21 protein-coding genes, 1 other RNA gene and 2 pseudogenes are annotated in these 25,633 nt (G+C 66.9%); 8 read left to right on the forward strand and 16 right to left on the reverse strand.

Annotation, left to right across the window (positions count from 1 at the left end):
• Positions 1-351: 351 nt before the first annotated feature.
• Positions 352-1,299, forward strand: a complete 948-nt coding sequence (locus CNR27_RS05315; RefSeq protein ID WP_096297257.1) for a Nudix family hydrolase — start codon at positions 352-354, stop codon at positions 1,297-1,299.
• Positions 1,300-1,725: 426 nt separating this feature from the next.
• On the opposite strand, the gene coaE is transcribed toward CNR27_RS05315, so the two are convergent.
• The 9 genes and pseudogenes from coaE to CNR27_RS05355 form a co-directional block, all read right to left on the reverse strand.
• Positions 1,726-2,373 (reverse strand): dephospho-CoA kinase, encoded by a 648-nt coding sequence (gene coaE / locus CNR27_RS05320; protein ID WP_096297258.1) that lies wholly within the window; start codon positions 2,371-2,373, stop codon positions 1,726-1,728.
• A gap of 12 nt (positions 2,374-2,385) precedes the next feature.
• Positions 2,386-3,249, reverse strand: a complete 864-nt coding sequence (locus CNR27_RS05325; protein WP_096297259.1) for a prepilin peptidase — start codon at positions 3,247-3,249, stop codon at positions 2,386-2,388.
• A 13-nt stretch (positions 3,250-3,262) separates the two neighbouring features.
• Positions 3,263-4,540 carry a type II secretion system F family protein gene (locus CNR27_RS05330; protein ID WP_096297260.1) on the reverse strand — a complete coding sequence of 426 codons (1,278 nt, stop codon included), beginning with the start codon at positions 4,538-4,540 and terminating at the stop codon, positions 3,263-3,265.
• A 128-nt stretch (positions 4,541-4,668) separates the two neighbouring features.
• Positions 4,669-6,393 (reverse strand): type IV-A pilus assembly ATPase PilB, encoded by a 1,725-nt coding sequence (gene pilB / locus CNR27_RS05335; protein WP_096297261.1) that lies wholly within the window; start codon positions 6,391-6,393, stop codon positions 4,669-4,671.
• 329 nt (positions 6,394-6,722) lie between these two features.
• Entirely contained in the window at positions 6,723-7,190 is a 468-nt protein-coding gene (locus tag CNR27_RS05340) for a pilin (RefSeq protein WP_096297262.1), read from the reverse strand.
• Between the two features lie 199 nt (positions 7,191-7,389).
• The gene (locus CNR27_RS05345; RefSeq protein ID WP_096297263.1) at positions 7,390-8,109 is read right to left on the reverse strand and encodes a hypothetical protein; all 720 of its coding nucleotides are present in this window, start codon (positions 8,107-8,109) and stop codon (positions 7,390-7,392) included.
• Between the two features lie 183 nt (positions 8,110-8,292).
• Positions 8,293-8,457: pseudogene (locus tag CNR27_RS15890) on the reverse strand (helix-turn-helix domain-containing protein); the annotation flags it as partial.
• 117 nt (positions 8,458-8,574) lie between these two features.
• Positions 8,575-9,723 (reverse strand): annotated as a pseudogene (locus CNR27_RS05350) (sigma-54-dependent transcriptional regulator); the annotation flags it as partial.
• 432 nt (positions 9,724-10,155) lie between these two features.
• Positions 10,156-11,772, reverse strand: coding sequence for a sensor histidine kinase (locus tag CNR27_RS05355; RefSeq protein WP_245815760.1), 1,617 nt, complete (start codon positions 11,770-11,772; stop codon positions 10,156-10,158).
• A gap of 172 nt (positions 11,773-11,944) precedes the next feature.
• Between CNR27_RS05355 and sucC the strand changes: the two genes are divergently transcribed.
• The 5 genes from sucC to rpoD all read left to right on the forward strand — a co-directional run bounded on the left by sucC (position 11,945) and on the right by rpoD (position 18,258).
• The gene (gene sucC, locus CNR27_RS05360; protein ID WP_096297266.1) at positions 11,945-13,105 is read left to right on the forward strand and encodes an ADP-forming succinate--CoA ligase subunit beta; all 1,161 of its coding nucleotides are present in this window, start codon (positions 11,945-11,947) and stop codon (positions 13,103-13,105) included.
• Between the two features lie 145 nt (positions 13,106-13,250).
• On the forward strand, positions 13,251-14,123 hold the full coding sequence (gene sucD, locus CNR27_RS05365; RefSeq protein WP_096297267.1) for a succinate--CoA ligase subunit alpha: 873 nt from the start codon (positions 13,251-13,253) through the stop codon (positions 14,121-14,123).
• A 119-nt stretch (positions 14,124-14,242) separates the two neighbouring features.
• Positions 14,243-15,880 carry an NAD+ synthase gene (locus tag CNR27_RS05370; protein ID WP_096297268.1) on the forward strand — a complete coding sequence of 546 codons (1,638 nt, stop codon included), beginning with the start codon at positions 14,243-14,245 and terminating at the stop codon, positions 15,878-15,880.
• 2 nt (positions 15,881-15,882) lie between these two features.
• On the forward strand, positions 15,883-16,320 hold the full coding sequence (gene dtd / locus CNR27_RS05375; RefSeq protein ID WP_096297269.1) for a D-aminoacyl-tRNA deacylase: 438 nt from the start codon (positions 15,883-15,885) through the stop codon (positions 16,318-16,320).
• Between the two features lie 54 nt (positions 16,321-16,374).
• Positions 16,375-18,258, forward strand: coding sequence for an RNA polymerase sigma factor RpoD (gene rpoD / locus CNR27_RS05380; RefSeq protein ID WP_096297270.1), 1,884 nt, complete (start codon positions 16,375-16,377; stop codon positions 18,256-18,258).
• Between the two features lie 554 nt (positions 18,259-18,812).
• Here the strand turns inward: rpoD and rpiA are convergent.
• From rpiA to CNR27_RS05415, 7 genes are all read right to left on the reverse strand, one after another.
• Positions 18,813-19,460 carry a ribose-5-phosphate isomerase RpiA gene (gene rpiA, locus CNR27_RS05385; RefSeq protein WP_096297271.1) on the reverse strand — a complete coding sequence of 216 codons (648 nt, stop codon included), beginning with the start codon at positions 19,458-19,460 and terminating at the stop codon, positions 18,813-18,815.
• Positions 19,457-19,936 carry an EVE domain-containing protein gene (locus tag CNR27_RS05390; RefSeq protein ID WP_096297272.1) on the reverse strand — a complete coding sequence of 160 codons (480 nt, stop codon included), beginning with the start codon at positions 19,934-19,936 and terminating at the stop codon, positions 19,457-19,459. The genes rpiA and CNR27_RS05390 overlap by 4 nt, the downstream gene beginning before the upstream one ends.
• A gap of 11 nt (positions 19,937-19,947) precedes the next feature.
• A complete protein-coding gene (locus CNR27_RS05395; RefSeq protein ID WP_096297273.1) occupies positions 19,948-20,529 on the reverse strand; it encodes a 5-formyltetrahydrofolate cyclo-ligase in 582 nt (193 codons plus the stop codon).
• A gap of 55 nt (positions 20,530-20,584) precedes the next feature.
• A non-coding RNA gene (ssrS, locus tag CNR27_RS05400) (6S RNA) lies at positions 20,585-20,769 on the reverse strand.
• Positions 20,770-20,866: 97 nt separating this feature from the next.
• Positions 20,867-21,166 carry a cell division protein ZapA gene (locus CNR27_RS05405; protein WP_096297274.1) on the reverse strand — a complete coding sequence of 100 codons (300 nt, stop codon included), beginning with the start codon at positions 21,164-21,166 and terminating at the stop codon, positions 20,867-20,869.
• Positions 21,163-21,384: a TIGR02449 family protein gene (locus tag CNR27_RS05410; protein WP_096297275.1), complete on the reverse strand. Its 222-nt coding sequence runs from the start codon at positions 21,382-21,384 to the stop codon at positions 21,163-21,165. The genes CNR27_RS05405 and CNR27_RS05410 overlap by 4 nt, the downstream gene beginning before the upstream one ends.
• A 31-nt stretch (positions 21,385-21,415) precedes the next feature.
• Positions 21,416-23,617: a putative bifunctional diguanylate cyclase/phosphodiesterase gene (locus tag CNR27_RS05415; protein ID WP_096297276.1), complete on the reverse strand. Its 2,202-nt coding sequence runs from the start codon at positions 23,615-23,617 to the stop codon at positions 21,416-21,418.
• 124 nt (positions 23,618-23,741) lie between these two features.
• Between CNR27_RS05415 and CNR27_RS05420 the strand changes: the two genes are divergently transcribed.
• Both CNR27_RS05420 and CNR27_RS05425 read left to right on the forward strand, forming a co-directional pair.
• Positions 23,742-24,293: a UPF0149 family protein gene (locus CNR27_RS05420; protein ID WP_425435492.1), complete on the forward strand. Its 552-nt coding sequence runs from the start codon at positions 23,742-23,744 to the stop codon at positions 24,291-24,293.
• Position 24,294: 1 nt separating this feature from the next.
• Positions 24,295-25,620 carry an aminopeptidase P N-terminal domain-containing protein gene (locus CNR27_RS05425; protein ID WP_096297277.1) on the forward strand — a complete coding sequence of 442 codons (1,326 nt, stop codon included), beginning with the start codon at positions 24,295-24,297 and terminating at the stop codon, positions 25,618-25,620.
• Positions 25,621-25,633: the final 13 nt, after the last annotated feature.

Consider the following 25,633-nt stretch of genomic DNA (forward strand, 5'->3'; position numbering starts at 1 on the left):
TCCGGGACATCCAGCGTCTTCTCTGGCCGCGCTGAGCCTGCGCGAACGATCAGGATGGCGTGCGGGCGGACGATTCTTCTCGATCTGGGAGGGCGCTGCCCGGCCTGATCCGGGGCGACGCACTGCGCACGAGTGCGCACCCCTCTCCCTCCGGAAGAGGTCGACGCGCATCGCGCGTTGGGTGAGGCAGGGCATTGCCGCAGAGAGCCTCGCCCAACCCGTCGCCCGGAGGCAAGGGCCTTGAGCAGTTGCGTCGCGGCCACGCGGGTGCTGTCTGAGGAAATTGTCTTGCGGCTGGCAAAGCGCACGGGCGCCGCATACCCTGACCGCCTTCTCCGGATCCCAAGCCGCATGAGCGAGCGCGTCATCGAAGTCGTTGCCGGTGTCATCACCGACAAGCGCGGCCGTGTCCTGCTGTCGCGACGCACGCCCAACCGCGACATGCCCGGGCTGTGGGAGTTTCCCGGGGGCAAGCGCGAACACGGTGAAACCTCCGAGGCGGCATTGGCGCGCGAACTGGATGAGGAGCTGGGTATCCGCGTGACGGTCGGTGCGCCCCTGATCGTGGTGCCGCAGCGCTACCCGGCCAAGCGCCTGCGCCTGGATGTGCGCCATGTGGCGCACTGGGAGGGCGTGGCCCGGGGGCGGGAGGGCCAGGCACTGGCCTGGGTCGCGCCGGACAAGCTCGGGCGCTATTCGATGCCGCCGGCGGATCTGCCGGTCGTCGCCGCACTGCAAACCCCGGACCGCTATCTGGTGACACCGCCACCGGGCGACGACGACGCGGCCTGGCTCCAGAGCTTCGACGCGGCATTGCGCCGCGGTGTGCGCCGCGTCCAGCTGCGCCTGCCGGGCATCCCGGGTGATCGCCAGGAGGCGCTGTTGCGGGAGGCGCAGATCCGCTGCCGCCTGCACGGCGCCCAGCTGCTGTTCAACGGGCCAGTGGACGTCGCGCTCGCGGCCGGCGCCGGAGTCCACCTCGCATCGGCTGCGCTGCAGGCATGCACGATGCGTCCGGTGCCTGCCGGCATTCCCCTGGCCGCCTCCTGCCACCATGCCGGCGACCTTGCCCACGCCGTGGCGATCGACTGCGATTTCGTCGTGCTGGGCCCGGTGGCGGAGACGGCGAGCCATCCCGGTGAGCCGGGAATCGGCTGGTCCGAGTTCGCCCGCCTGCGCGAGACCTGCGCGCTGCCGATCTACGCGATCGGCGGCATGGCGCCGGCCGATATTCCCGAAGCCCGACGCCATGGCGCCCAGGGCATCGCCGCCATTCGGAGCCTGTGGTCGCCGGACTGAGCGCGTCCAGGCTTCGCCAAGGAAACCCGGACGGTGCGGACACGTCCACTACCGGCTGCGATCCGGCATAAGCGATGCGTCGGCGGTGCGCGACAAGCCCCTCTCCCTCCGGGAGAGGGGTTGGGGTGAGGGCGAACGCTCGCGATGCACCCTGCTTCGGCCAACGGGGCGCCTTTCCGGGCTGCATGAAGCGCCTGACGGTGCTTCCGCAGCGACGGCCGTGGACAACACCGATCAGCCACCCCGAGCGGCAATGCAGAGGCGGATCGGAGTTCACTAACGTACTCGCCAGCCTCCTGCAGAATCTGTTCGCCGGGCACGTGTCTGGACGATCCCCGATTGCAGAGGGACAAAGGGTTCCGCCTTGATCCATCCGTCCTGCGGTCGCCGCCTCGCGCTGCTGCACCTGTCGCCCACCGGTGGCACCTAACGATCGAGTGGACGTCGTCCCGGTGAGGCTTGAACACCCGCAGCCGCCATTCCGCGGTACTGCACATCCAGCGCGCCGACGGCCGCATCCAGCGCTTCCAGCGTCCCGTCGTTGACGATCACGTCGTCGGCGATGGCCAGTCGCGCCTCGCGCGTGGCCTGGGCCGCGACCATCCGCTCCGCAAGCGCGGCATCGATCCCGTCGCGCGCGAGCAGCCGGGCCAGCTGCAGCTCGCGCGGCACGTCGATCACCAGCACCCGCTGCAGCCACGGATAGGCCGCGCGGCCGCCTTCGGTCAGCAGCGGAATCGCCGCGACGGCATAGGGGCTGGTGGCCTGTTCGCACTCGGACTGCAGAAGTGCGCGTACGCGCGGGTGGATGATCGCCTCCAGTCTATGGCGTGCGGGGGGATCGTCGAAGATCCGGCGCCGCATCGCGGCGCGATCCAGGCTTCCATCGTCGGCAAGGGCGCCGGCGCCGAAAGCTTCGACGACCTCCGCAAGTCCCGTGCTGCCGGGCGCAACCGCGAGCCGAGCGGCCACGTCGGCATCGGCTACGAACGCGCCACGATTCTGGAAGGCCTGGGTGGCCGCCGTCTTGCCCGAGGCGATGCCGCCGGTCAGGCCGATGATCAGCGCGCTCATTGCAGCGGGTGGTCAGCCGAGTCCGGCGACACGCGAGTAGGCGCCGATCAGGTCGTGCCCCCACATGAAGGTCACCCAGCCGGCGATGGCCAGATAGGGCCCGAACGGGATCGGCGTGGCGCGGTCACGGCCCTGCACCGCGAGCATGATCGACCCGATGACCGCGCCAGCCACGGCCGACAACAGGATGATCGGCAGCAGCCCGCTCAACCCGCACCATGCACCGAGCGCAGCCAACAGCTTGAAGTCGCCGTGGCCCATGCCTTCCTTGCCGGTGGCCTGCTTGAACAGCCACCAGACCGTCCACAGGCTCACATAGCCCACCACGGCTCCGAGCAGCGCGGGTTTGGCCGGCATGTAGAGGTTGTCGAGACTGGCGATCAACCCAAGCCACATCAGTGGCAGCGTCAGCGAGTCCGGCAGCAGCTGGGTGCGGATGTCAATGCCCGACAGTGCGATCAGGAAGCTGGTCAGCACCAGCGCGCCGAAGCCCTGCCAGCCGAAGCCGAACTGCCAGACGCAGGCCACGAACAGCAGCATCGTCAACAGCTCGACCGCCGGATACTGGATCGAAATCGGCGCCTTGCAGCTGCGGCACTTGCCACGCAGCGCCAGCCAGCTCAGGACCGGGATGTTCTCGTACCACGACAGCTGGTGCCCGCAATGCGGGCAATGGGACCGCTCGACGACGATCCCTGGCGGCGGCGGATCATAGAGCTCCGGTTCCCCGAGGATCTCGCGCGAATCACGCTTCCACTGCCACTCCATGCGCCGCGGCAGGCGCAGGATCACGACATTGAGGAAGCTGCCCACCAGCAGGCCGAAGCCTGCGGCGAGCGGGAATCCGAGCGCGGGGTTCTGGTCGAGGAATGCCATCAGTCGAGTGGGGTCAGATCGTCGCGGCGATCTTGAAGATCGGCAGGTACATGCCGATCACCATCGAGCCGATCACGCCGCCGATGATGATCATGATCATCGGCTCGATCAGGCTGCTCAGTGCGTCGACCGCGTTGTTGACTTCTTCTTCGTAGAACTCGGCCACCTTGAACAGCATGGTGTCGAGCGCGCCGGCCTCTTCGCCGATTGCGGTCATCTGCACCACCATGTGCGGGAACAGGTTGACCTGCTTCATCGCCATGTTGACCTGGTAGCCCACGGAGACGTCGTCGCGGATGCGATGTACCGCCTGCTCGTAGACCACGCTGCCGGTCGCGCCCGCCACGATATCCAGTGCCTCCACCAACGGCACGCCGGCCTTGAACGTGGTCGCCAAGGTGCGCGCGAACCGTGCAATAGCGGCGTTATGCAGCAGCTGGCCGATCACCGGGATCCTGAGCATCAGCCGGTCGACCGTGTGCTGCAGCGGCTTGGAACGCTTGAACACATAGATGAAGAGCGTGCCCGCGGCAATGAACCCGCCGAGGATCGCCCACCACCACGAGGTCATGAAGCGACTCATGTTGACGATGAGCTGGGTGAACGCGGGCAGCTCCGCATTGAAGCTCTTGAACGTCGCCTCGAACTGCGGCACCACGAAGATCAACAGCACCGCGCTGACCAGGATCGCCACCGCGATGACCGTAGCCGGATAGAACAGGGCCTTCTTGATCTTGCCCTTCAGGCTCTCGGTGTTTTCCTTGTATGTCGCAATCGTGTCGAGCACGGTCTCGAGCACGCCCGCCGTCTCACCCGCGCGCACCAGATTCTGGAACAGCTCGTCGAACTGCACCGGGTACTTCGACAGCGCTTCGTTGATCGAAGAGCCACCCTCGATGTCCTGGCGCAGGCCATTGACCATCGAGGCCATGCGTGGATTCTTGTGGCCGTTGCCGATGATCTCCAGCGCCTGCACCACCGGCACGCCCGACTTGATCATCGTCGCCAGCTGGCGGCTGAACACCGCGATCTCTTTCGCAGTGATCTTCTTGCCTGCCGCGCCGAACAGGGGCTTGGGCTTGATCTTGACCATGCCGGGCTGGATGCCCTGGCGTCGTAGCTCTGCGCGCAGCATGTTGGCGTTCTTCGCCTGCTGCTCGCCTTTCATCTTGACGCCGCGCTTGTCCGAGCCCTCCCAGACGAACGTGTCCAGTGTTACGCCCTCGCGGACAGGCCGCGCGGGCGGCTTGCGCGGGAGCGATTTCTTGGCGGCACTGCGTGTGATCGACATGCTGGCGTTCCCCTGGGTCCGATTTCCCCAAACCGGACGGATCGCCGAATGGTACCGGGTAATTGGCGGCAGTGGCAGGCTCCCGGTCACGGTTGCGCCGGGTGCGATCCGAAAAGCGGAAAGGCGGGTCAGTCCTTGGTGACGCGGTTGATTTCGGCCAGGCTGGTCAGGCCCTGGCGCGCTTTCTCCAGCGCGGACTTGCGCAGGTCGTTGACGCCCGCGCGCTCGGCCACTTCGGCGATCTGGATCGCGTTGCCGCCCTGCAGGATGATCTCCTGGATCTGCTCGCTCATCGGCATCACCTGGTACACGCCGACGCGACCCTTGTAGCCATTGGTGCACTCGTCGCAGCCCGCGGGTTCGTACAGTTCAATGCCGGCACGCACCTGGTCTTCGTTGAATCCTTCGGCCAGCAGCGCGTGCTCGGGCAGGTCGACGCGGCGCTTGCACTTGCCGCAGAGCCGGCGCGCCAGGCGCTGGGCGATGACCAGGGTCACCGAGCTGGTGATGTTGTACGGCGCGATCCCCATGTTCATCAGGCGCGCGATGGTCTGCGGCGCATCGTTGGTATGCAGCGTGGAGAGCACCATGTGGCCGGTCTGCGCGGCCTTGATCGCGATCTCGGCGGTTTCCAGATCTCGGATCTCGCCGACCATGATGATGTCCGGATCCTGGCGCAGGAACGAGCGCAGCGCCGCGGCAAATGTCATGCCGCGCTTGTTGTTCTGCTGCACCTGGTTCACGCCGGGCAGGCGGATTTCCACCGGGTCCTCCGCGGTCGAGATATTGCGGGTCTCGTCGTTGAGGATGCCGAGCGCTGTATACAGCGACACCGTCTTGCCCGAGCCGGTCGGGCCGGTGACCAGCACCATGCCGTAGGGTTTATGGATGGCGTCGAGGAACAGTTTCTGCTGGTCGGGCTCGTAACCCAGCTTGTCGATGCCCAGCTTCGCCGCACTGGCATCGAGGATACGCAGCACCACCTTCTCGCCGAACAGCGTGGGCAGGGTGCTGACGCGGAAGTCGATCTGCTTGGTCTTGGACAGGTTGAGCTTGATGCGCCCGTCCTGCGGCACGCGCTTCTCGGCGATGTCCAGCTGTGCCATCACCTTCAGGCGCGCGGTAATGCGTCCGTTGAGCTTGACCGGCATCTTCGCCGCCTGCTTGAGAATGCCGTCGATGCGCAGGCGCACCCGATAATCGGTCTCGTAGGGCTCGAAGTGGATGTCGGAGGCGCCGCGCTTGATCGCGTCCACCAGCACCTTGTTGACGAACTTGACGATCGGCGTGTCGTCCTTGCCGTCCGCCACGTTCTCGATCTTGCCGGCATCGTCATCGCTGCCCACGTCGAGCGCATCGAGGCCGTCGGAGTCGTCCAGGGAGTCGCCGAAATTGTCGGACGATTGCAGCCAGATGTCCTGGGTGCGGCGGATGCTGTCCTCGTCGACCAGGATCGGCTCGACGGTCAGGTTCGTGTGGAACTTGATCTCGTCCAGCGCCTGCGCGTCGGTCGGATCCGCGATGCCGACATAGAGGCGCGGTCCACGCTTGAACAACGGCAGCACCGCGTGCTTCTGCAGCAGTTCCTCGCTGACCAGCTTGATCGCGCTGGCCTGGCTGTCCATCGCCGACGGATCGAAGATCGGCATTCCGAACTCGATCGAATTGGCCGCGGCCATCTGCGCGGCCGTGACCAGCTTGTGTTCGCGCAGGTACTGCGAGATCTGCTTGCGGGCGGCGGTGGCTTTGTCGAGTGCTTCTCGCGCTGCGATTTCGTCGAGCGCGCCGTCCAGCACGAGACGGCGGGCAATGCCGGTGATGCCGACGAGGTTCTGTGAGGAAACAGCGTTCATGGGCGGCGCCTACTGCGGAAGTGGACAAATACTAGCGTTTGCCATCAAGCGGGTGGGCAATCAGAACCGCAACCGTGGCAGTAAGCGTTGCGAATGCTGGTCATAGAATTTTCTACTGCTACCTGCAGGCGTCCAGAAACCACGACCCCGATGTACGTGCCCATTTTTGGCCCTCCCGGCCCAAAGGCATTCACTTCACGGCGGCACCGCAGGAACGTCACCACAACCGCCAGAAACAACAAACCCCGCCGAAGCGGGGTTTGCGACATAGGACGAGTATTTCAGCGAAAAAAACTACTCTGATCTCCTATTCCTATAATCGGTAGACCTTATTCCTCGCCTTCGGTACGGCACTCAGCCGGCACATACTTGAACGAAGCGGCGGGCGTGGTGCTGCATGCCCAGTTGATCGGCGAGGTCTGGTCTTCGGCCGAGGCGTGCGTCGGAGTCCAGGTCATCGTCGGCTCTGTTGCTGCGCCGGTACCCTGAGTACCGCCAGCCACCGTTGTGATGACACCGCCAGCGCCAACGTCGATGGAAGTCACGTAATCCGTCTCGTTCGGGAAGTCGAAGCCGGCTTCTGCACCGGTCGTAATTCCGGCCAAGCCGTTGTTCATCGACGAAGCGGTCTCTGCGACTGCCAGCTTCGCCGGCGCGGTCTGCGCAACCGCTTCCGACACGCGGGCGCGGACGGTGTAGTCCTGGTACGCCGGCAGGGCGATGGCAACAAGGATGCCGAGGATCGCAATGACGATCATCAGTTCGATCAGGGTAAAGCCTTTCTGGATCTTCTTCATGGTGTATCCCCTAGGAGTGGATGTTTCACGTGCTGAGTCGTCTGGCTGCACGTGTGGGATGGGTTACGCACGAGGCGTGCCAACTTTTTGGAACGCCGCCACAGACGGCAAAGCCGGTGCCCAGCGGTTCATCAGGTGGGGCGTCAAAACCATGACGCGCGATCGGCAGGAAATGTCACTTTGTGACTCGTATCGTCGGTCAGGGGCTTGACGTCCCGATTGTCCGCAGCGGCATGCCGAGCGCGTCGAGCTGCATCAGGCCTTCGCCGCGCCGCGAGACGACAGGGACCTGTCCTGCTATTGAAGAATCGTTGCGGTCGACGGGTTTCCCGTCCCTCGGGGCAACGGCTTGAGGTGTCGAGGTCGCGACCTGCAGGAGCTGCGGTGCGATGTCCGCGTACGGGCGGTAGTACGCGGGCGATCGCTCGATGCCCGCGCCGCCGGCCATGAAGGCCTCGATGACCTCGCGTCTCGCCACTGGATCGTCCGGCATTCGCGTGCCGACCAGCTGTGGGCCAGTCCATGAGAGGCGTCGCCATTCCGGGCGGCTCGCCTGCGCCAGGTCATCGGCATCGATCTCGTTGGCGAATACCAGCGTGAACGTCTCCGGCGTGCCGACCAGGAACACGGGTCGTCCCTGCCACAGGGTGTGCAGACCGTAGCCCAGGAATGCGATCTGGCAAAGCGTAATCACCGTGATGTCGAAGCGCAGGCTGGGCTTGCCGCGCTTGTAGACGATCAGGGTCAGCAATGGACCGGCGGTCAGATCGATGCCCAGCATCACCAGCAGGATGCGGTCCAGACCAGCGACGCGATGCACTCCGTAGGGGTACCAGAGCAGGAACGCCGATATGGCGATGCCGCCGATGACGACGACGCTCAGGGCAAGGTGGGTAGCCGAGGCTTTCCATCGATTCATGGCGAACAGGAGCGGTAGCCGGGGTGGCGGATTCTTGCGTCCGGACCGGGGCTTCCGCAAGCCAGTGCAATGCAGCCCGGCCGCGCACGCTGCCTCGAGCTCACGCCGCTACCGAGGAGTTGCAGGCTGCGTGTTGCTGACCGGAGGCCCGGGCACAGCAGGCCTCCGTATGGCGCGAAGGAATCAGTCGATCCCCAGCTTTTTCAGCTTGTAGCGCAGCGCCCGAAAGGTGATCCCCAGCGCCGCTGCGGTCTTGGTCTTGTTGTAGCGGTTTTCCTGCAGCGCCTGCTGGATCGCGGCGCGCTCGATGTCCTCGATGAAGGACGGCAGCGCCGAGCTGGCGGTGTCGTAGGGGCTGAGCGTGCGCGGGTCGCGCGGTGGGGAGGGGCCGGCCGGCAGGGCCTGGTGGGTGCCGGTGATGAAGGGGGAGCTCCGCTGCGGCTGGGCGGTCTGCTGGAGGTTTCTCGACGCGGGCAGGTGCAGGTCCGCGGCGGTGATGCGATCGCCGTCGGCCATGGCCAGGGCGCGTTCGAGAATGTTCTCCAGTTCGCGCACGTTGCCGGGGAAGCGGTAGGCCTCCAGCGCGGCGACGGCGTCGTCGGTCAGGGCGGGCGGCGCGCGGTGCATGGCCTGGGCCAGTCGGCGCAGGATGGCGTCCGAGAGCAGCGGCAGGTCGCCGGTGCGCTCGCGCAGCGGCGGCACGTGCAGGCCGATCACGTTGATGCGGTAGTAAAGATCGTGGCGGAAGCGGCCGTCGTTGACCAGCTGCGCCAGATCCTTGTGCGTGGCCGAGAGGATGCGCACGTCCACCTGTACCTCGGCCGGCGCGCCGACCGGGCGGATGCACTTCTCCTGGATCGCGCGCAGCAGCTTGACCTGCATGGCCAGCGGCAGCTCGGCCACCTCGTCGAGGAACAGCGTGCCACCATCGGCGGCCTGGAACAGGCCGGGCTTGTCGCTGTTCGCGCCGGTGAAGCTGCCCTTGCGGTGGCCGAAGAACTCGCTCTCCATCAGCTCGGTCGGGATCGCGCCGCAGTTGACCGGGATGAAGGGGCCGCTGGCGCGGGCGCCCTGGGCGTGGATGGTGCGGGCGACCAGTTCCTTGCCGGTGCCCGATTCTCCATTGATGAAGACCGGCGCCTGGCTGCGGGCCACCTTGGTGATGGTGTTGCGCAACGTGACCATGGCATCGGACGTGCCGAGCAGGCGACTGCTGTGCGCCTCGGTCTCACGCTTGGCGCGTTCGCCCAGCTCCAGCGCCTGGCGGACCAGGCCGCGCAGCACGTGGATGTCGACCGGCTTGCTGACGAAGTCGAATGCGCCGGCCTTAAGCGCCTCGACCGCCGCCTCGACATTCCCGTAGGCGGTGATCATCGCCACCGGCATGCCGGGGTAGCGCGTCGCGATCTCGCCGATGAGGTCCAGGCCCGAGCCATCGGGCAGGCGCATGTCGGTCAGGCACAGGTCGAAGGGGCCCGAGGCCAGCAGTTCACGGGCGCATGAGAGCGTCGGTGCGGTTTCGGTACGCAGACCCATGCGACCGAGGGTAAGGACCAGCAGTTCACGGATGTCCTGCTCGTCATCGACGATCAGGACGCTGCGATGTTCACTCATTCGCTCTCATCTAAACGGCTGTTTGATGTGACGCATATTGACAGCTTTTGCCAAAAGCGACGAGGCCGCCCGGGCGCGCGGGCTGCGGCGGTGGTGCGGGACGTCCCGTCAAACCGCAATTGTTGCGGGCATGAAGGCACCCCCCGCCGCGAGCTTGCGCGCGCGGCGGCTCGCGGCGGCGATCCCGGTCGTGTCCGGCGAACGACTCCGCTGGCGCCGGCGTGGCGCGCGGCGCATGCGCACCTTCGCGGGACGCCGCATGGCCTAGCTGCGGAACCGCGGTGGATGCGACGCGCCAATCGGCAAGGACCGGTATCCGCCCGCTCCCGCAGTGGGCTTGCGCACAGCCGCTCAGCGCGGCGCCACGTAGCCGCCACGCACGCCGCAGGCCTGCTGGTGCCGGTGCGCGGGTCTCAGCGGCCAGTCAAAAGCTCAGTGCCGCAGCAGGCCCGGACGCGCTGCCAGGGTGATGCGGAAACATCCGCCGCCGCCCGGCACGGCTACGTACTCCAGATGCGCCTCGTTGGCGCGGCACAGTTCGTGGGCGATGTAGAGACCGAGGCCGGTGCCGCTTTCGGATGTGGTGAAGAAGGGGCGGAACAGCTGCGCGGCCACGGCGTCGGGAATGCCCGGTCCGCGGTCGAGCACGCTGAGGGTCGGGCATTCCCCGGCCTGTTCGATACGCAGGGTGATGCGTGCCAGCTCGCCGGGCATGCGGCCATAGCGCACGGCATTGTTGACCAGCGCGCTGAGGATCTGGTGCAGGTGGCGCGGGTCGATGATGGCGCGCAGGGTCGGCTGGTCGCAGCTGATCTTCAGCTCGGCGTTGTCGGCGCTGACGATCAGCCGGTAGTCCTGGACGAAGGCGTGCGCGGCGCTGACGAGGTCGACGTGTTCCGGCCGTGCGCGTTCGCGGCGGGCCAGGCCCAGCACGCTTTCGACGATGCCGTTCGTGCGCACGCATTGCTGGTGGATGATCTGCAGCAGGCGCCGGTCCGCCTCTCCGATTTCCTCGGACTCTTCCAGCAACTGGGTGGCATAGCTGATGGCCGCGAGCGGGTTGCGGATCTCGTGGGCGAGACTGGCGGAGAACCGGCCCATCGTGGCCAGGGTCAGCGATTCGGCGCGCCGCGAGACCAGCGAGGTGTCGTCGAGGAACACCAGGGTGTTGTCGCTTTCGGCCAGCAGCCGCACGAAGCGCGGCATCACGTCCGCGTGTTCGCGCAGGGTCAGCGGTGCGCTGTCGACGTTGCCGGTGCGCAGCCACTGCGCCAGGCGCATCGCCAGGGGCGGCGCCAGTTCCGACAGCGTGCGGCCCCTCCGACCGTCCTCGCCCGGCGCCCCGGCATCGCCGATCAGCAGGATTGCCGCTTCGTTGGCCAGGCGGACATGGCCCGAGCCGTCGACCAGCAGCACGCCCGTCTGCATGCGGCGGATGATCAGCTCGTTGATTTCGGCCAGGTTCGCCGCCTGGGCGCCGTGGCGATCGGCCAGGGCCCGGCTCTCGCGTACCTGCATGCCCAGCAGGCGGCTCAGGGATGCGGCGGCGAAGAAGCCGAGCCCGAACATCAGCATTTCCGCGAACGGACGGTCGAAGGTGCCGGTTCCGAACAGGCCGACGATGCGTTCGGCACCGAGGGCCAGGGTGGCTGCCGCAGCGACAAGCAGGCTGGTGCGGAAGTCCAGGAACAGCGACGCGGCGCCGATATTGAACAGCAGCAGCATCGCGATGCCGGGCGCGACTTCCGGCGCGGCGTGGGTGATGAGGGTGGCGACCGCGATGTCGACGCCCACCCCCACCGTCGCGTGGGCCTGGTAATCGACCAGGGGCCGCCGCGCATGCAGCAGCAGGCCGATCGAGGCCACCACGTAACCGACGCCGACCGAAACCGCGATCGGCATGTCGACGACCTTGCCCAGCATTTCGCCCCAAGGGCTGAACACCAGCAGGGCGAGCAGCGCCGATTCGAACACGCGGTAGAGCGAGAAGAGCGCCAGCTCGCGTTGCTGCAGAGACGGGGTGGGCGTGGAAGCTGCGAGCAGGGGCACGGCGCGTTCCCTCTGGACCGGACGCCGGAGTATAGGCGGCCGCCCGATGCCGCTCGGGCCGGGCGTTTTGCCCGCCGAGCGCGCATGAGCGAGAATAGCGGACCCCGTCGGTCTGTCCGCGCGTCCCCGCGCCGCCCGTCGATGGTGTCTTTCCTTTCCGTACGGACTCCACATGAACTTCCACGAATACCAGGCGAAGCAGTTGTTTGCCGATTACGGCATCCCCGTGCCGGCCGGACGCGTCGCGTCCACGGCCGATGAAGCAGTCGAAGCAGCGAACTCCCTGGGCAACGGCCCCTGGATGGTCAAGGCCCAGATCCATGCGGGTGGCCGAGGCAAGGCCGGCGGCGTGAAGTTCTGCAAGACCACCGACGACGTGAAGGCGGCCGCGGCCGGCATGCTCGGCACCAACATGGCGACCTACCAGTCGGCGGGCGTCGCCCTGCCGGTGAACCTGGTGCTGGTCACCGAGGCCGGCGAGATCGCCAAGGAACTGTATCTGTCGGTGCTGGTCGATCGCGGCACGCAGTCGATCACCTACATCGTCTCCAGCGAGGGCGGCGTGGACATCGAGCAGGTGGCTGCCGAGACCCCGGAGAAGATCGAGACGCTCAACGTCGACTTCGTCGAAGGCTTCCAGCCCTACCAGGGCCGTGACATCGGCTTCAAGATCGGCCTGAGCGCCAAGCAGGCCAACCAGCTCGCCAAGATCATGGCTGGCCTCTACACCCTGTTCAACGAGAAGGACCTGGCGCTGGTCGAACTCAACCCGCTGGCCATCCTCGACAACGGCGACCTCTACGCGCTGGATGGCAAGGTCAACAGCGACGACAACGCGACCTTCCGTCACAAGGATCTGGCCGCGATGCGCGACACCTCGCAGGAAGACGAGGCCGAGGTTCGCGCCAGCGAGTACGACCTGAACTACGTGACCATGGACGGCAACATCGGCTGCATGGTCAATGGCGCGGGTCTGGCGATGGCGACGATGGACGTGATCGCACTCAACGGCGGCTCGCCGGCGAACTTCCTCGACGTGGGCGGCGGCGCGACCAAGGAGCGCGTGACCGAGGCCTTCAAGCTGATCCTGTCCTCGGACAAGGTCAAGGCGATCTTCGTCAACATCTTCGGCGGCATCGTCCGCTGCGACATGATCGCCGAGGGCATCATTGCCGCGGTCAAGGAAGTGGACGTCAAGGTGCCGGTGATCGTGCGCCTGGAAGGCACGAACGTCGAAGCGGGCAAGAAGCTGCTGGCCGAGTCGGGCCTGGCGATCACCCCGGCCGACGACATCAACGACGGCGCCAAGAAGGCTGTCGCGGCTGCCGCCTGATTCCGCTGCAAAACCCGCTGCTCTTTCCCTTCTCCCTCCGGGAGAAGGTGCCCGAAGGGCGGATGAGGGTCCTGGAACGCTCGCGAGCGCCGGCCCTCGCCCCAACCCCTCTCCCGTCGGGAGAGGGGCTCAACAGGAAAATCTCATGTCCGTTTTGATCAACAAGAACACCAAGGTGATCGTGCAGGGCTTCACCGGCCAGCAGGGCACCTTCCACGCCACCCAGATGGTGGAATACGGCACCCAGGTCGTCGGCGGCGTCACGCCCGGCAAGGGCGGCACCACCCACATCAACCTGCCGGTGTTCAACACCGTGCGCGAAGCGGTCGAAGCCACCGGCGCCGATGCCTCGGTGATCTACGTGCCGCCGCCGTTCGCGGCCGACGCGATCCTCGAAGCGGCTGCGGCCGGCATCAAGGTCATCGTCTGCATCACCGAGGGCATCCCGGTGCTCGACATGCTGCGCGTCAAGAACGTGCTCAAGTCGCACCCGGACGTGACCCTGGTGGGTCCGAACTGCCCCGGCGTGATCACCCCCGGCGAGTGCAAGATCGGCATCATGCCGGGCCACATCCACATGCCGGGCAAGATCGGCATCGTGTCGCGCTCGGGCACGCTGACCTATGAAGCGGTCAAGCAGACGACCGCGGCGGGCCTGGGCCAGTCGACCGTCATCGGCATCGGCGGCGACCCGATCAACGGCCTGAACTTCGTCGACTGCCTGAAGCTGTTCAACGAAGATCCGCAGACGCTGGGCATCATCATGGTCGGCGAGATCGGCGGCGACGCCGAGGAAGCGGGCGCCGAGTACATCAAGGCGCACGTCAAGAAGCCGGTCGTCGGCTTCATCGCTGGCGCGTCGGCGCCTCCGGGCAAGCGCATGGGCCACGCGGGCGCGATCGCCTCGGGCGGTTCGGGTACGGCCGAAGGCAAGTTCAAGGCGATGGAAGCGGCCGGGGTGAAGACCGTCCGTTCGCCGGGCGACCTGGGCGAAGCGATCGCCGCGCTGGTCAAGTAAGCGCAGCTACCGATGCACTGGGAAAGGCCGCCTTCGGGCGGCCTTTTTCATGTCCGGCGGCTTCGGCATGCCGTCGGCATCTCGCTATGATGAAAGGCCCCGCCCACTGCCGCCTTCCCATGACCGACCCGTTGCGCATCGCGCTCGCCCAGTTCGATTTCCCGGTTGGAGACGTCGGCCGCAATGCCGAGCGCATCGCGGAGATGATCGCGCAGGCGCGCGACGAATTCGGCGCGCAGGTCGTCGTGTTCCCGGAGCTGGCGATCAGCGGCTACCCGCCCGAAGACCTGCTGATGCGGCCGTCATTCCTGATCGACTGCGAAGCGGCGCTGATGCAGATCGCCAAGGACGTGCACGGCATCGTCGCCGTGGTCGGCTGGCCGGAGTCCGCCGGCAGCGTGCTCTACAACTCGGCCAGCGTGCTGCGCGGCGGCAAGCTCGAGCGCACCTACCGCAAGCGCGAGCTGCCCAACTACAACGTCTTCGACGAGCGTCGTTATTTCCATGTCGACCCGGATGGCGAACCCTGCGTGTTCGAAGTCGACGGCGTGCCCGTGGGCGTGGTGATCTGCGAGGACCTGTGGTTCGCCGAGCCGCTGGCCGCGACGGCGGCGGCCGGTGCGGCGGTCGCGGTGGTGCCGAATGCATCGCCCTATGACCGCGGCAAGCATCGCCAGCGCGATGCCCTGCTGGCCGAGCGGACGCGCGAAAGCGGCGTGGCCCTGGCCTATGTCAACGTGGTGGGCGGACAGGACGCGCTGGTGTTCGATGGCGCGTCGGTGGTCGCCGATGCGGACGGCACCGTGCATCCGGCTGCGGTCGCGTTCGACGACCACTGGCTGGTGGTGGATTTCGATCCAGAGCGGCGCGCGTTCACGCCGGTGGTATGGGTCGATGACGGCGACGAGAGCATCGATGCGCTGGCCTGGCGCGCCGTGGTGCGTGGCACCCGTGACTACCTGGGCAAGAACGGCTTCGGCAAGGCCTGGGTGGGCCTGTCGGGCGGCATCGACTCCTCGGTGGTACTGGCGATGGCGGTCGACGCGCTGGGCGCGGAGAACGTTACCGCGGTACGCCTGCCCTCGCGCTTCACGGCCGGGCTCAGCAACGATCTCGCCGCCGAGCAGTGCGAGGCTCTGGGCGTGCGCATGCTCACCATTCCGATCGAGCAGCCGTTCCAGGGCTTCCTCGACGCGCTTTCGGAAGCGTTCGAGGGCAAGGAGGGCGACGTCACCGAGGAGAACCTGCAGTCGCGCACGCGCGGCGCGATCCTGATGGCGCTGTCGAACAAGCATGGCGGCCTGCTGCTGACCACCGGCAACAAGAGCGAGTACGCGGTCGGCTACGCCACCATCTATGGCGACATGTGCGGCGGGTACGCGCCGATCAAGGATCTCTACAAGACCGAGGTGTTCGGGCTGGCGAAGTGGCGCAATACCGTCGGTGGTGCGCCGGTGATCCCGCCCGGGGTGATCGACCGGCCCCCGTCGGCGGAACTGCGCGCCGGCCAGCTCGACCAGGATTCTCTGCCGCCCTACGACGTGCTCGATGCCATCCTGCGCCGCTTCGTCGATCTGGAGCAGTCGCGGGACGAGATCGTCGCCGCAGGCTTCGATGCGCTCGTCGTCGACCGCGTTCTGCACCTGGTGCGCATCAGCGAATGGAAGCGCCACCAGGCCGCGCCGGGGCCGAAGATCTCGCGCCGTGCGTTCGGTCGCGAGCGCCGCTACCCGATCAGCAACCGTTACATCGGCTGAGCATGCTGTCCCTGATCCAGCGGGTCAGCCAGGCGGAGGTGCGCGTCGACGGCGTCGTCATCGGCCGGATCGGGCCCGGCCTGCTGGCCCTGGTCGGCGTCGAGCCCGGAGACGGGCAGGCGCAGGTGGCGCGGATGACCGAGCGCCTGCTGGGCTACCGGGTATTCCCCGACGCCGCGGGCCGGATGAACTGCTCGCTGACCGAGACCGGAGGCGGGCTGCTGCTTGTGAGCCAGTTCACGCTCGCCGCCGATACCCGGTCGGGCAACCGGCCCGGCTTCAGCACCGCGGCTCCGCCCGACGAAGCTGAACAGGCGTTCGATCGGCTAGTCGCGAGCTGCCGGGCCCGACATCCGGGGGTGGAAACCGGCCGATTCGGTGCCCATATGATGGTCAGCCTGGTCAACGATGGCCCGGTCACCTTCCTGCTGAGGGCATGAACCCGGCCCCGCTGGTGGTATAATTACGGGTTCACTTTGACAACGGTGCGCCACATGGCGAATGAACGTCCCGCCCAGCAGTCCGACATCAAGATCCTGATCAGCAAGGGTCTGGAGCAGGGCTATCTGACATATGCGGAGGTCAACGATCACCTGCCCGACGACATGGTCGATCCGGAGCAGATCGAAGACATCATCGGCATGATCAACGGCATGGGCATTGATGTCCATGAAGTGGCGCCCGATGCGGAAACGCTGTTGCTCGCCGGTGAGTCCAGCGGCAACCGCGAGGTCGACGAGACCGCGGCCGAAGAAGCCGCCGCCGCGCTGACCTCGCTCGATACCGAGGGTGGTCGCACCACCGACCCGGTGCGCATGTACATGCGCGAGATGGGTACGGTCGAGCTGCTGACCCGCGAGGGCGAGATCGCGATCGCCAAGCGTATCGAGGAAGGCCTCAACCAGATGATGGCCTCGGTGGCCAGCTTCCCGTGGTCGGTCCAGCTGCTGCTTGAGGAATACGAGCTGCACAAGAACGGCAAGAAGCGCCTCGCCGAAGTGGTCGCGGGCTTCAACGACCAGCTGCTCGAGGAACTGGCCGCCGAAGAGGAGGCTGCCGCGGGCAATGCGCCGGCCCCCGTCGTGGAGGCCGAGGACGACAGCGACAGCGACGATGACGACGCAGAGGATGCGTCCGACGAGGAAGAGAGCGCCGGCCCGACCGGACCTGACCCGGCCGAGGTCGCGCGGCGCATGGAGGCGATGGGAGAGCTGTTCAAGCAGTTCCAGAAGGCCTACGCCAAGAGCGGCGCCACCGCCAAGCCGGTGGTCAAGCTGCGTGGCGAGATGGCCGACGTCTTCATGACCTTCAAGCTGCCGTTGCCGCTGACCGATCTGCTGGTCCGCAAGCTGCGCGAGGTGGTCTCCGAGCTCAAGGATCACGAGCGCCGCATCCTCGACCTGTCGACCCGCGTCGCCAAGATGCCGCGCAAGGATTTCATCCGCGCCTGGGACGGCAACCAGACCAATACGGGCTGGGCGGACGAGATGATCAAGCGCAAGCAGAAGTGGTCGTCGGGCCTGAAGGACGTGCGCGACCAGATCGTCGCCGAGCAGGAAGCCACCATCGCGATCGAGAAGGCGATGGGCGTGACCCTGGGGGATCTCAAGGAGATCAGCCGTGCGATGGCCTATGGCGAGACCAAGGCCCGCCGTGCGAAGAAGGAGATGGTCGAGGCCAACCTGCGCCTGGTGATCTCGATCGCCAAGAAGTACACCAACCGCGGCCTGCAGTTCCTCGACCTCATCCAGGAAGGCAACATCGGCCTGATGAAGGCGGTCGACAAGTTCGAGCACCGCCGCGGCTTCAAGTTCTCGACCTATGCCACGTGGTGGATCCGCCAGGCGATCACGCGCTCGATCGCCGACCAGGCGCGCACGATCCGCATCCCCGTGCACATGATCGAGACGATCAACAAGCTCAACCGCATTTCCCGCCAGATGCTCCAGCAGTACGGCCGCGAGGCCACGCCGGAAGAACTGGCCAAGGAAATGGACATGCCCGAGGACAAGATCCGCAAGGTCATGAAGATCGCCAAGGAGCCGATCTCCATGGAGACGCCGATCGGCGACGACGAGGACTCGCACCTGGGCGACTTCATCGAGGACACCAATGTGGAGTCCCCGATCGACGCGACCACCAACACCAACCTGATGGAGACGGTCCGCGACGTGCTCGCCGGCCTTACCCCGCGGGAGGCCAAGGTGCTGCGGATGCGCTTCGGCATCGACATGAATACCGACCACACCCTCGAGGAAGTCGGCAAGCAGTTCGACGTCACCCGCGAGCGGATCCGTCAGATCGAGGCCAAGGCGCTGCGCAAGCTGCGTCATCCCTCGCGCAGTGAGCAGCTGCGGAGCTTCCTCGACGTCGAATGAGTCGAGGCGGCATGTCACAGGAAAAGGCCCGCCGGAAGGCGGGCTTTTTCATGGGCGTCCCCAGGTGGGTGAGCTGTCGCGAACACGCCGAACGGACGACGCCCGGCCTCCGGGCCGCAATCCCTGCGCGGCGCCAGCGTCCGATCCGGCGCCCGCGCGCGACACGGTGCCGGTGTTCGGTTACATCGGCAGCCTGCTGGCAGGGAGCTTCGGCATCCTGGTCGGAAGCGCGATCGTCATGGCCTTGAATTTCCGCGCCATGGGCTGGCTCGCCGAGGTGATCGCGATGCCGCGATCGCGCTGCTTGTGCTGGCCGGCGCGATCACGATGCTGGAGGCATTGCCGACGCTGGCGCTGGCGTTCATCGTGCTCTGGAAGCGGTCTTCGCCCTGACGCGGTGGTGGCAGGGCACGCGATCGCCGCACGACGCACTGCATGGGATCAGCGCCCTTGGTGGACGGCGCTGGGCATCGGGCTGGATGTCGCACTGATCGTGTTTTTCGCGGCGATGTCGGTCGTTCCGATCGACATCCCCCTGCAAACACCTGGCGCTGTCAGAACACCGTCGGTGTCGCCGTCCCCACGATCACCACGTCCGCCTTGCGCCGCGCGAACAGCCCCACGCTGACCACGCCCGGGATCTGGTTGAGCTTTGCCTCCAGCCCCACCGGGTCGGTGATCGACAGGCCGTGGATGTCGAGCACCCAGTTGCCGTTGTCGGTCGTGACGCCCTCGCGCCAGACCGGCTGCCCGCCCGTGGTTTCCAGGATCGTGCGGGCGACGAGGCTGCGCGCCATCGGGATCACCTCGATCGGCAGCGGGAAGGCGCCGAGCACCGGTACCTGTTTTGCCGGGTCGATGATGCAGACGAACTGCGCCGAAGCCTCGGCGATGATCTTCTCGCGGGTCAGCGCCGCGCCACCGCCCTTGATCAGATGTCGCTGCGGATCGCATTCGTCGGCGCCGTCCACGTACAGCGCCAGCGGGCCGGTGGCGTTGAGGTCGAATACCTCGATGCCATGGCCGCGCAGGCGCTCGGTGCTCTGGTCGGAGCTCGACACCGCACCTTCGATGCGGTGCCTGATCCGGGCGAGGGCGTCGATGAAATAGGCGACGGTGGAGCCGGTGCCGACCCCGACGATCATGCCGTCCTCGACGTACTCGATCGCCTTCTCGGCGGCCAGCCGCTTGCCTTCGCTCATTGCTTCTTCTCCAGGGACAACAGCAGTTTCCACTGCGCGGATGTGACCGGCAGCACCGACAGCCGCGCGCCCTTGCGGATCAGTGCGAACTCTTCACCCAGCTCGGCCGCATGCTCGCGGATTTCCGCAAGCGGGATCGGTGCGGCCAGGGTGCGCAGGTAGCCCACATCGACGAGAAACCAGCGCGGCGTCTCTTCGGTGGCCTTCTCGTCGAAGTACTTCGACGATCTGTCGAACTGGCTGGGATCCGGATAGGCGGTGCTCGCGACCCGGGCGATGCCGTATATGCCGGGGACGTCGGTGTTCGAATGGTAGAACAGGATCTCGTCGCCGACCCGCATGCCGTCGCGCATGAAATTGCGCGCCTGGTAGTTGCGCACACCGGTCCAGGGCTCGGTGCCGACCCGGGCCAGGTCATCGATGGAAAAGTCCTCGGGCTCGGACTTCATCAGCCAGTAACGCTTGCGGGTACTCATGGGGGTGCCAGTCACGGGGAAGGGGGCGGGCGCAGGATGCCGGACTCTGTCGCCACCGCATCCAGCGGGACGTCCCATTCGGCTGCGTCCAAGGCATCAAGCTGCTGCTGCGCGAAGCCTGCGCCCACCAGCAGCGGTGGCGCGCCCTGTTCGAGGCGGAATGCGAAGCTGCGGTCGTACCAGCCGCCGCCCATGCCCAGGCGGTGCCCGCGCGCATCGAAGCCCACCAGCGGGGTGATGACGACCGACATGTCGCGCGCGTCGAGGGCCGAGGACGGTTCCACATCGGGCTCGGGAATGCCGTAGCGGTTGGTGACCAACGGGTCGCCCGCGCGCCAGGGGGCGAAGCGCAGCACGTCGCCGTGCAGCACCGGCAGGCAGTAGCGCAGCCCGCCGGGCAGGCGCATCTGGAAGACATGCAGTCCGATCTCGCCATCACTCGCCCAGTAACCGGCGACATAGCCGGTGCGAGGCAACTCGGGCATCTCGAGGAGGTGGCCGGCCAGGCGCTCGGCCGCCGCGATACGCGCAGGCGCTGCCAGGGCGCGGCGCTGGTCGCGCAGACGTCGGCGAAGGGCGGGGCGGTCGGTCATGCGGCCGGGCTCGTCGTCGGAGGTGCCGGCGACGCGGCGGGAGGGCAGAAAAAAGGCGTTCTCCGCCGATGTCGATGCTTGCGAAACGACCTTGAACCCTGGGTTCAAGTGGGAACGCTGGGATTCCTTCGGGCTTTCCGCTCGCGGGCGGATATGCACTCCCGGTTTCCTGACATCCCCGGTGTCGTTGTTAAGGGACAAGGCGAATGTTTTGCTCGCTGTCGCACACGGCAGAGAACGCATGCGCAGTATAGCCAACTGCCGCGGCGCGCGTGGGCCGTTCGTCGGTCCTCGCCGCGGGCGGGATTCAGTTGCGTGCGCGCAACGCGAAGATCGGTCAGCGCTGTTCGGCGTCGAAGGCATCGAGTTTGCGATGCAGGGCGGCGACTGCCTCTTCCATCGCATTCGAGCCCTGTCGCTGGCCGTCGCCGAGCATCTGCAGCTCGTGCGCAAGATTGAGCGCGGCGAGGATCGCGATCCGGTCCACCCCGGTCATCCGGTTGGCACCGCGGATCTCGCGCATGCGCTGGTCGAGCAGCCGCGCCGCGGCCATCAGGCTGTCCCGCTCGCCCGGCGCCACACCGACGGTGTACTCGCGATCCAGCACACGGACGCTCACGGCCTCGTTGGGGCTCATGTGTGCTGCTCCAGGGATTTGAGCCGGGCGATCATCGCCTCGACGCGGGACCGCGCCTGTTCGTTCTTCGACACCAGCTGCGCCCGCTCGCCGACGATCTGTTCCTGCTGCTGGCGCAGACTGCGGTTCTCGTCGCTGAGGGTGCGGACGCGCTCGATCAGTGCGTCGACGCGCGACGTCAGTCTCTGAAGCTCGGCGACCACGTCGGGCTGGTTCATCTTCGCACCATAGGCAGGGGGCGGGGGCCGGTCAAGGCGAGGTCACCAGTGGAGCTCGATGTGGCAGCTGCATGCTTGCGGGACGCCAGTTGCGCACGAACGCCAGGCATTGTGCCGCCTCGAGCGGCGGTGAGATCCAGAAGCCCTGGATTTCGTCGCAGCCGCGCTCGGCCAGGAAGCGCATCTGTGCGCGGGTCTCCACGCCTTCGGCGACGACGCGCAGTCCGAGCGAATGTCCCATCGCCACGATGGTCGGGGTGATCGCGGAATCCTCCGCGTCGTGGGGCAGCCCGTCGACGAAGGCCTTGTCGATCTTGAGCGTGGTGATGGGCAGGCGTTTGAGATACGCCAGCGACGAATACCCCGTGCCGAAATCATCGATGGCCAGGGAGACGCCGAGCGCGCGGAACGCGTGCAGCTGCGCGGCGCTCTGCTCCGCATTGGCCATGAGCACGCTTTCGGTCAGTTCCAGTTCCAGCAGGTGCGCTGGAATGCCGACGTCGTCGAGCACGCGCGCGACCACGTCGGTGAAATCGCCGCGCAGCAGCTGCAGCACCGATACGTTCACCGATACGGCCATGTCGTCGAGACCGTGCTGGCGCCAGCGCTGCAGCATCATGCAGGCCTCGCGCAACACCCACTCGCCGATCTCCAGGATCATTCCGTTCTCCTCCGCGATCGGAATGAAGTCGGATGGCGCGATATCTCCATGTTCGGGGCTCGACCATCGGAGCAATGCCTCGACCCCGGTGATCCTGGGCGGCGACAGCGCCATGCGCGGCTGGAAGACCAGTCGCAGTTCGCCGCGATCGAGCGCCCTGCGTAATGCGCCCGACACCACGGCACGCTGGCGCGCCGCCACGTCCATGTGGTCGTCATAGCGGATGAAGGTGCAACGCCCCGCGGCCTTGGCCTGGTACATCGCGGTGTCGGCCCGCTTCAGCAGTTCAGTCGGCACCTGGGCGTGGTCGGGATAGATGGCGATGCCGATCGACGGCGAGATCGACACCTCGCGGCGGTCGTCGAGCAGCAGCGGGGCCTGGAACGCGTTGATGATCTCGCGCGCGACGCGCTCGGTGTCGAGCGGGTCGGCCAGGTCTTCGATGACGATGGTGAACTCGTCGCCGCCGAGACGCGCCACGGTGTGCTGGTTGCCGACCGTCCGCTGCAGGCGGAGGGCGGCGGCGCGCAGGATCCGGTCGCCGGCCGAATGGCCGAAGGAATCGTTGACCTCCTTGAAGCGGTCGAGATCGAGGAGCAGCAGCCCCACCCGGGAGTCCTGGCGATGCGCCCGCACGATGGCCCGTGACAAACGCTCCGACAGCAATGCACGGTTGGGTAGATCGGTCAGGGTGTCGAAGTTGGCGAGATAGCGCAGTTCCTGTTCGGTGCGCTTCTGCCTGGTGATGTCGTTGAAGACGCATACGTGCAGCATGCTGTGGTCGTCGGGGCCGCGTACGGTGCGCAGTTCGAGTGCGGTCAGGGTCTCGTCGCCGTCCTTGCGGCGGAGCCACAGCTCTCCGCTCCACTGGATCTGCTGCCTGGCGTGGTTGCGGATCTGGCGGTAGAGCGCACTGTCGTTCTGGGCACTGCCGAGCAGCGATGCCGTGCGTCCGAGGATTTCCCGCTCGGCGTAGCCGGTCATGCGCAGGAAGGCCGGGTTCACCGAGACATAGTGGAAATCCGCATCAAGCACCGCGACGGCCTCGGCCATGCTGCGCAGGACCGTGGCGGCGATCCGGCGCTCGCGTTCCGCCTCGCGGGTGGCGCTCACGTCGAGGGCGGTGCCGGCGATGCGCAGGACCTGGCCGCTCGCATCGCGCGCGACCGCGCGGCCGCGTACCCGCACCCACATCCATCGGCCATCGTCGCCGAGCACGCGCAGTTGCACTTCGTAGCGGTTGGATGCGCCGTCGAGATAGCGCTGGAGCATGTCGCGCGCGGGCGCCATGTCGTCGGGATGGACCAGCGCCTCCACCGCGACGGTGTCCTCGCGCATCTGTCTATCGCCGCCGGGCGCGTCGTCGAGCAGACGACGCAGCTGGCGGCTTTCGACGTCGTAATCCCAATAGCGTTCGCCGGTCGCCCACAGGGCGAGCTTGAGACGGTCGTGGCGGTCGTCGAGCGCGTCCGCAATACCGCGTCGGCGGTAGAGCCAGACGACCGTCAGCGCCAGCGCCAGCGCGATCAGCACCGCGGCGCCGGGCACGAGCAGTTGGCTGGGTTCGATCACGCGCGCGCTCCGTGCCGGGATCGGCTTTTCGAGTGTAGGCAGGCCGCAGCGCGGCAACAAGCACGCAGGCCGGCAGCGAAGGCCCGTTGGTACACTGGAGCTCCCCCGTACGTGAGCGTCCCCCGTGTCCGAGACCCTGCCCAGCCTCGCTGAAATCGACGCGGAAATCCGTCACCTGCAACTGGCCATCCCGGGCAGCGAACTCCATGGCGGCCTCAGCGGCTGGCTGGCGGGTGGCGGTGAAAATGTCGCAGCCTGGCTGGCGCCGGTCCTGGCCGATCCCGACCTGCCCGCGCCGGCCGCTGGCAGTGCGCTCGATCGCATGCGTGTGGCCACCGCGCTCCAGCTCGAGGACCATGATTTCGCGTTCGCGCTGCTGATGCCCGACGATGGTGAGCCCTTGTCGGTACGCAGCGCCGCCCTGTTCGACTGGTGTCGCGGCTTTCTCGGCGGCTTCGGGCTCGCCACCGGCGAGCGTTCGTCGCTGTCCGATGAAGGCAGGGAGGCGCTGTCGGACCTGGCGCGGCTCGCCGCCGCGCAGCCCGATGCCGAAGATGAAGACGATGCCGGCGAGGAAGACGCCCTGGCCGAGCTCGAGGAGTTCGTGCGCGTGGCGGTGCTACTTCTGCACGGCGATGCAGCGCTGGGGCCGCGGCACCGCAAGCAGCTGAACTGACATGGCGTCGCCGACCGGCATCACCGCAGCCAGTTACCTCAAGCGCAGGCGCCAGCTGATGCGCCTGGCCGGCAACGACGCGATCCTGATCCTGCCCAGTGCGCCGGAGCGGGTGCGCAGTCGCGACACCCATCACGCCTATCGGCCCGATTCCGATCTGTGGTACCTGACCGGCTTCGCCGAACCCGACGCGGTGCTGGTTCTGGTGCCCGGTCGCAAGCATGGCGAGGCGCTGCTGTTCTGCCGCGAGCGCGATCCGGAACGCGAAGGCTGGGACGGGCCACGGGTCGGCCCCGAAGGCGCGGTCGAAACGCTTGGTATGGACGATGCATACCCGATCGAGGATCTCGACGAGATCCTGCCGGGCCTGCTGGAGGGGCGCACGCGCGTCTACTACCACTTCGGCCGCGACACCGAATTCGACCTGCAGCTGATCGGCTGGCTCAATCGCGTGCGCGCGCAGGTGCGGGTTGGCGCGCAGCCGCCGCACGAGTTCCTCGAGCTGGGCCATCTGCTCGACGAGATGCGGCTGTTCAAGGGCGCCGATGAGCTCAAGCTCATGCGCCGCGCGGCCAAGATCAGTGTCGAGGCGCACGCCGCGGTGATGCGCGCCGCGCGCCCCGGCATCCACGAGTACGCGCTGCAGGCGGAGCTCGAATATGTGTTCCGGCGCAACGATGCCCAGCCAGCGTACGAGAGCATCGTCGGCGCCGGCGCCAATGCCTGCGTGCTGCACTACCGCGCCAACAACGCCCAGGCCCGCGATGGCGATCTGGTACTGGTCGACGCGGGTGCCGAATACCGCGGCTACGCCGCCGACATCACCCGCACGTTTCCGGTCAACGGCCGCTTCACGCCCGCGCAGCGCGCGCTGCACGAGGTGGTCGAATCCGCGCAGCAGGCGGCATTGGCGCAGGCCCGTCCGGGCGTCGCCTACGAGGCCGGGCACAACGCCGCGGTCGAGGCGCTGACCGATGGCCTGCTGCGGCTCGGTCTGCTCAAGGGAAAGCTGGACAAGCGCATCGCCGACGGCAGCTACAAGCGCTACTACCGGCACAAGACCGGTCACTGGCTCGGCCTGGACGTCCACGACGTGGGCGACTACCGCATCGAAGGCGAATCACGCCTGCTCGAACCGGGCATGGTCTACACCATCGAACCCGGTCTCTATATTCCGGTCGACGACACGAGCGTGGACGCGAAATGGCGCGGCATCGGCATCCGTACCGAAGACGACGTACTGGTCACCAGGACCGGGCACGAAGTGCTGACGTCGGGACTGGCGCGCACTGCCGACGAGATCGAGGACTTCATGGCGCGCAAGTAGCGCGTGCGCGTTC

Origin of the sequence: Luteimonas chenhongjianii (assembly GCF_002327105.1) — a bacterium.
GTDB classification, from domain to species: domain Bacteria; phylum Pseudomonadota; class Gammaproteobacteria; order Xanthomonadales; family Xanthomonadaceae; genus Luteimonas; species Luteimonas chenhongjianii.

Coding starts and splice junctions, on each gene's coding strand:
- dtd (WP_096297269.1), top strand. CDS start 15,883: ATGCTGTCCCTGATCCAGCGGGTCAGCCAGGCGGAGGTGCGCGTCGAC.
- CNR27_RS05410 (WP_096297275.1), bottom strand. CDS start 21,384: ATGAACCAGCCCGACGTGGTCGCCGAGCTTCAGAGACTGACGTCGCGC.
- CNR27_RS05370 (WP_096297268.1), top strand. CDS start 14,243: ATGACCGACCCGTTGCGCATCGCGCTCGCCCAGTTCGATTTCCCGGTT.
- CNR27_RS05390 (WP_096297272.1), bottom strand. CDS start 19,936: ATGAGTACCCGCAAGCGTTACTGGCTGATGAAGTCCGAGCCCGAGGAC.
- sucD (WP_096297267.1), top strand. CDS start 13,251: ATGTCCGTTTTGATCAACAAGAACACCAAGGTGATCGTGCAGGGCTTC.
- CNR27_RS05425 (WP_096297277.1), top strand. CDS start 24,295: ATGGCGTCGCCGACCGGCATCACCGCAGCCAGTTACCTCAAGCGCAGG.
- CNR27_RS05330 (WP_096297260.1), bottom strand. CDS start 4,540: ATGTCGATCACACGCAGTGCCGCCAAGAAATCGCTCCCGCGCAAGCCG.
- sucC (WP_096297266.1), top strand. CDS start 11,945: ATGAACTTCCACGAATACCAGGCGAAGCAGTTGTTTGCCGATTACGGC.
- rpoD (WP_096297270.1), top strand. CDS start 16,375: ATGGCGAATGAACGTCCCGCCCAGCAGTCCGACATCAAGATCCTGATC.
- CNR27_RS05315 (WP_096297257.1), top strand. CDS start 352: ATGAGCGAGCGCGTCATCGAAGTCGTTGCCGGTGTCATCACCGACAAG.
- CNR27_RS05325 (WP_096297259.1), bottom strand. CDS start 3,249: ATGGCATTCCTCGACCAGAACCCCGCGCTCGGATTCCCGCTCGCCGCA.
- coaE (WP_096297258.1), bottom strand. CDS start 2,373: ATGAGCGCGCTGATCATCGGCCTGACCGGCGGCATCGCCTCGGGCAAG.
- CNR27_RS05345 (WP_096297263.1), bottom strand. CDS start 8,109: ATGAATCGATGGAAAGCCTCGGCTACCCACCTTGCCCTGAGCGTCGTC.
- pilB (WP_096297261.1), bottom strand. CDS start 6,393: ATGAACGCTGTTTCCTCACAGAACCTCGTCGGCATCACCGGCATTGCC.
- CNR27_RS05405 (WP_096297274.1), bottom strand. CDS start 21,166: ATGAGCCCCAACGAGGCCGTGAGCGTCCGTGTGCTGGATCGCGAGTAC.
- rpiA (WP_096297271.1), bottom strand. CDS start 19,460: ATGAGCGAAGGCAAGCGGCTGGCCGCCGAGAAGGCGATCGAGTACGTC.
- CNR27_RS05340 (WP_096297262.1), bottom strand. CDS start 7,190: ATGAAGAAGATCCAGAAAGGCTTTACCCTGATCGAACTGATGATCGTC.
- CNR27_RS05395 (WP_096297273.1), bottom strand. CDS start 20,529: ATGACCGACCGCCCCGCCCTTCGCCGACGTCTGCGCGACCAGCGCCGC.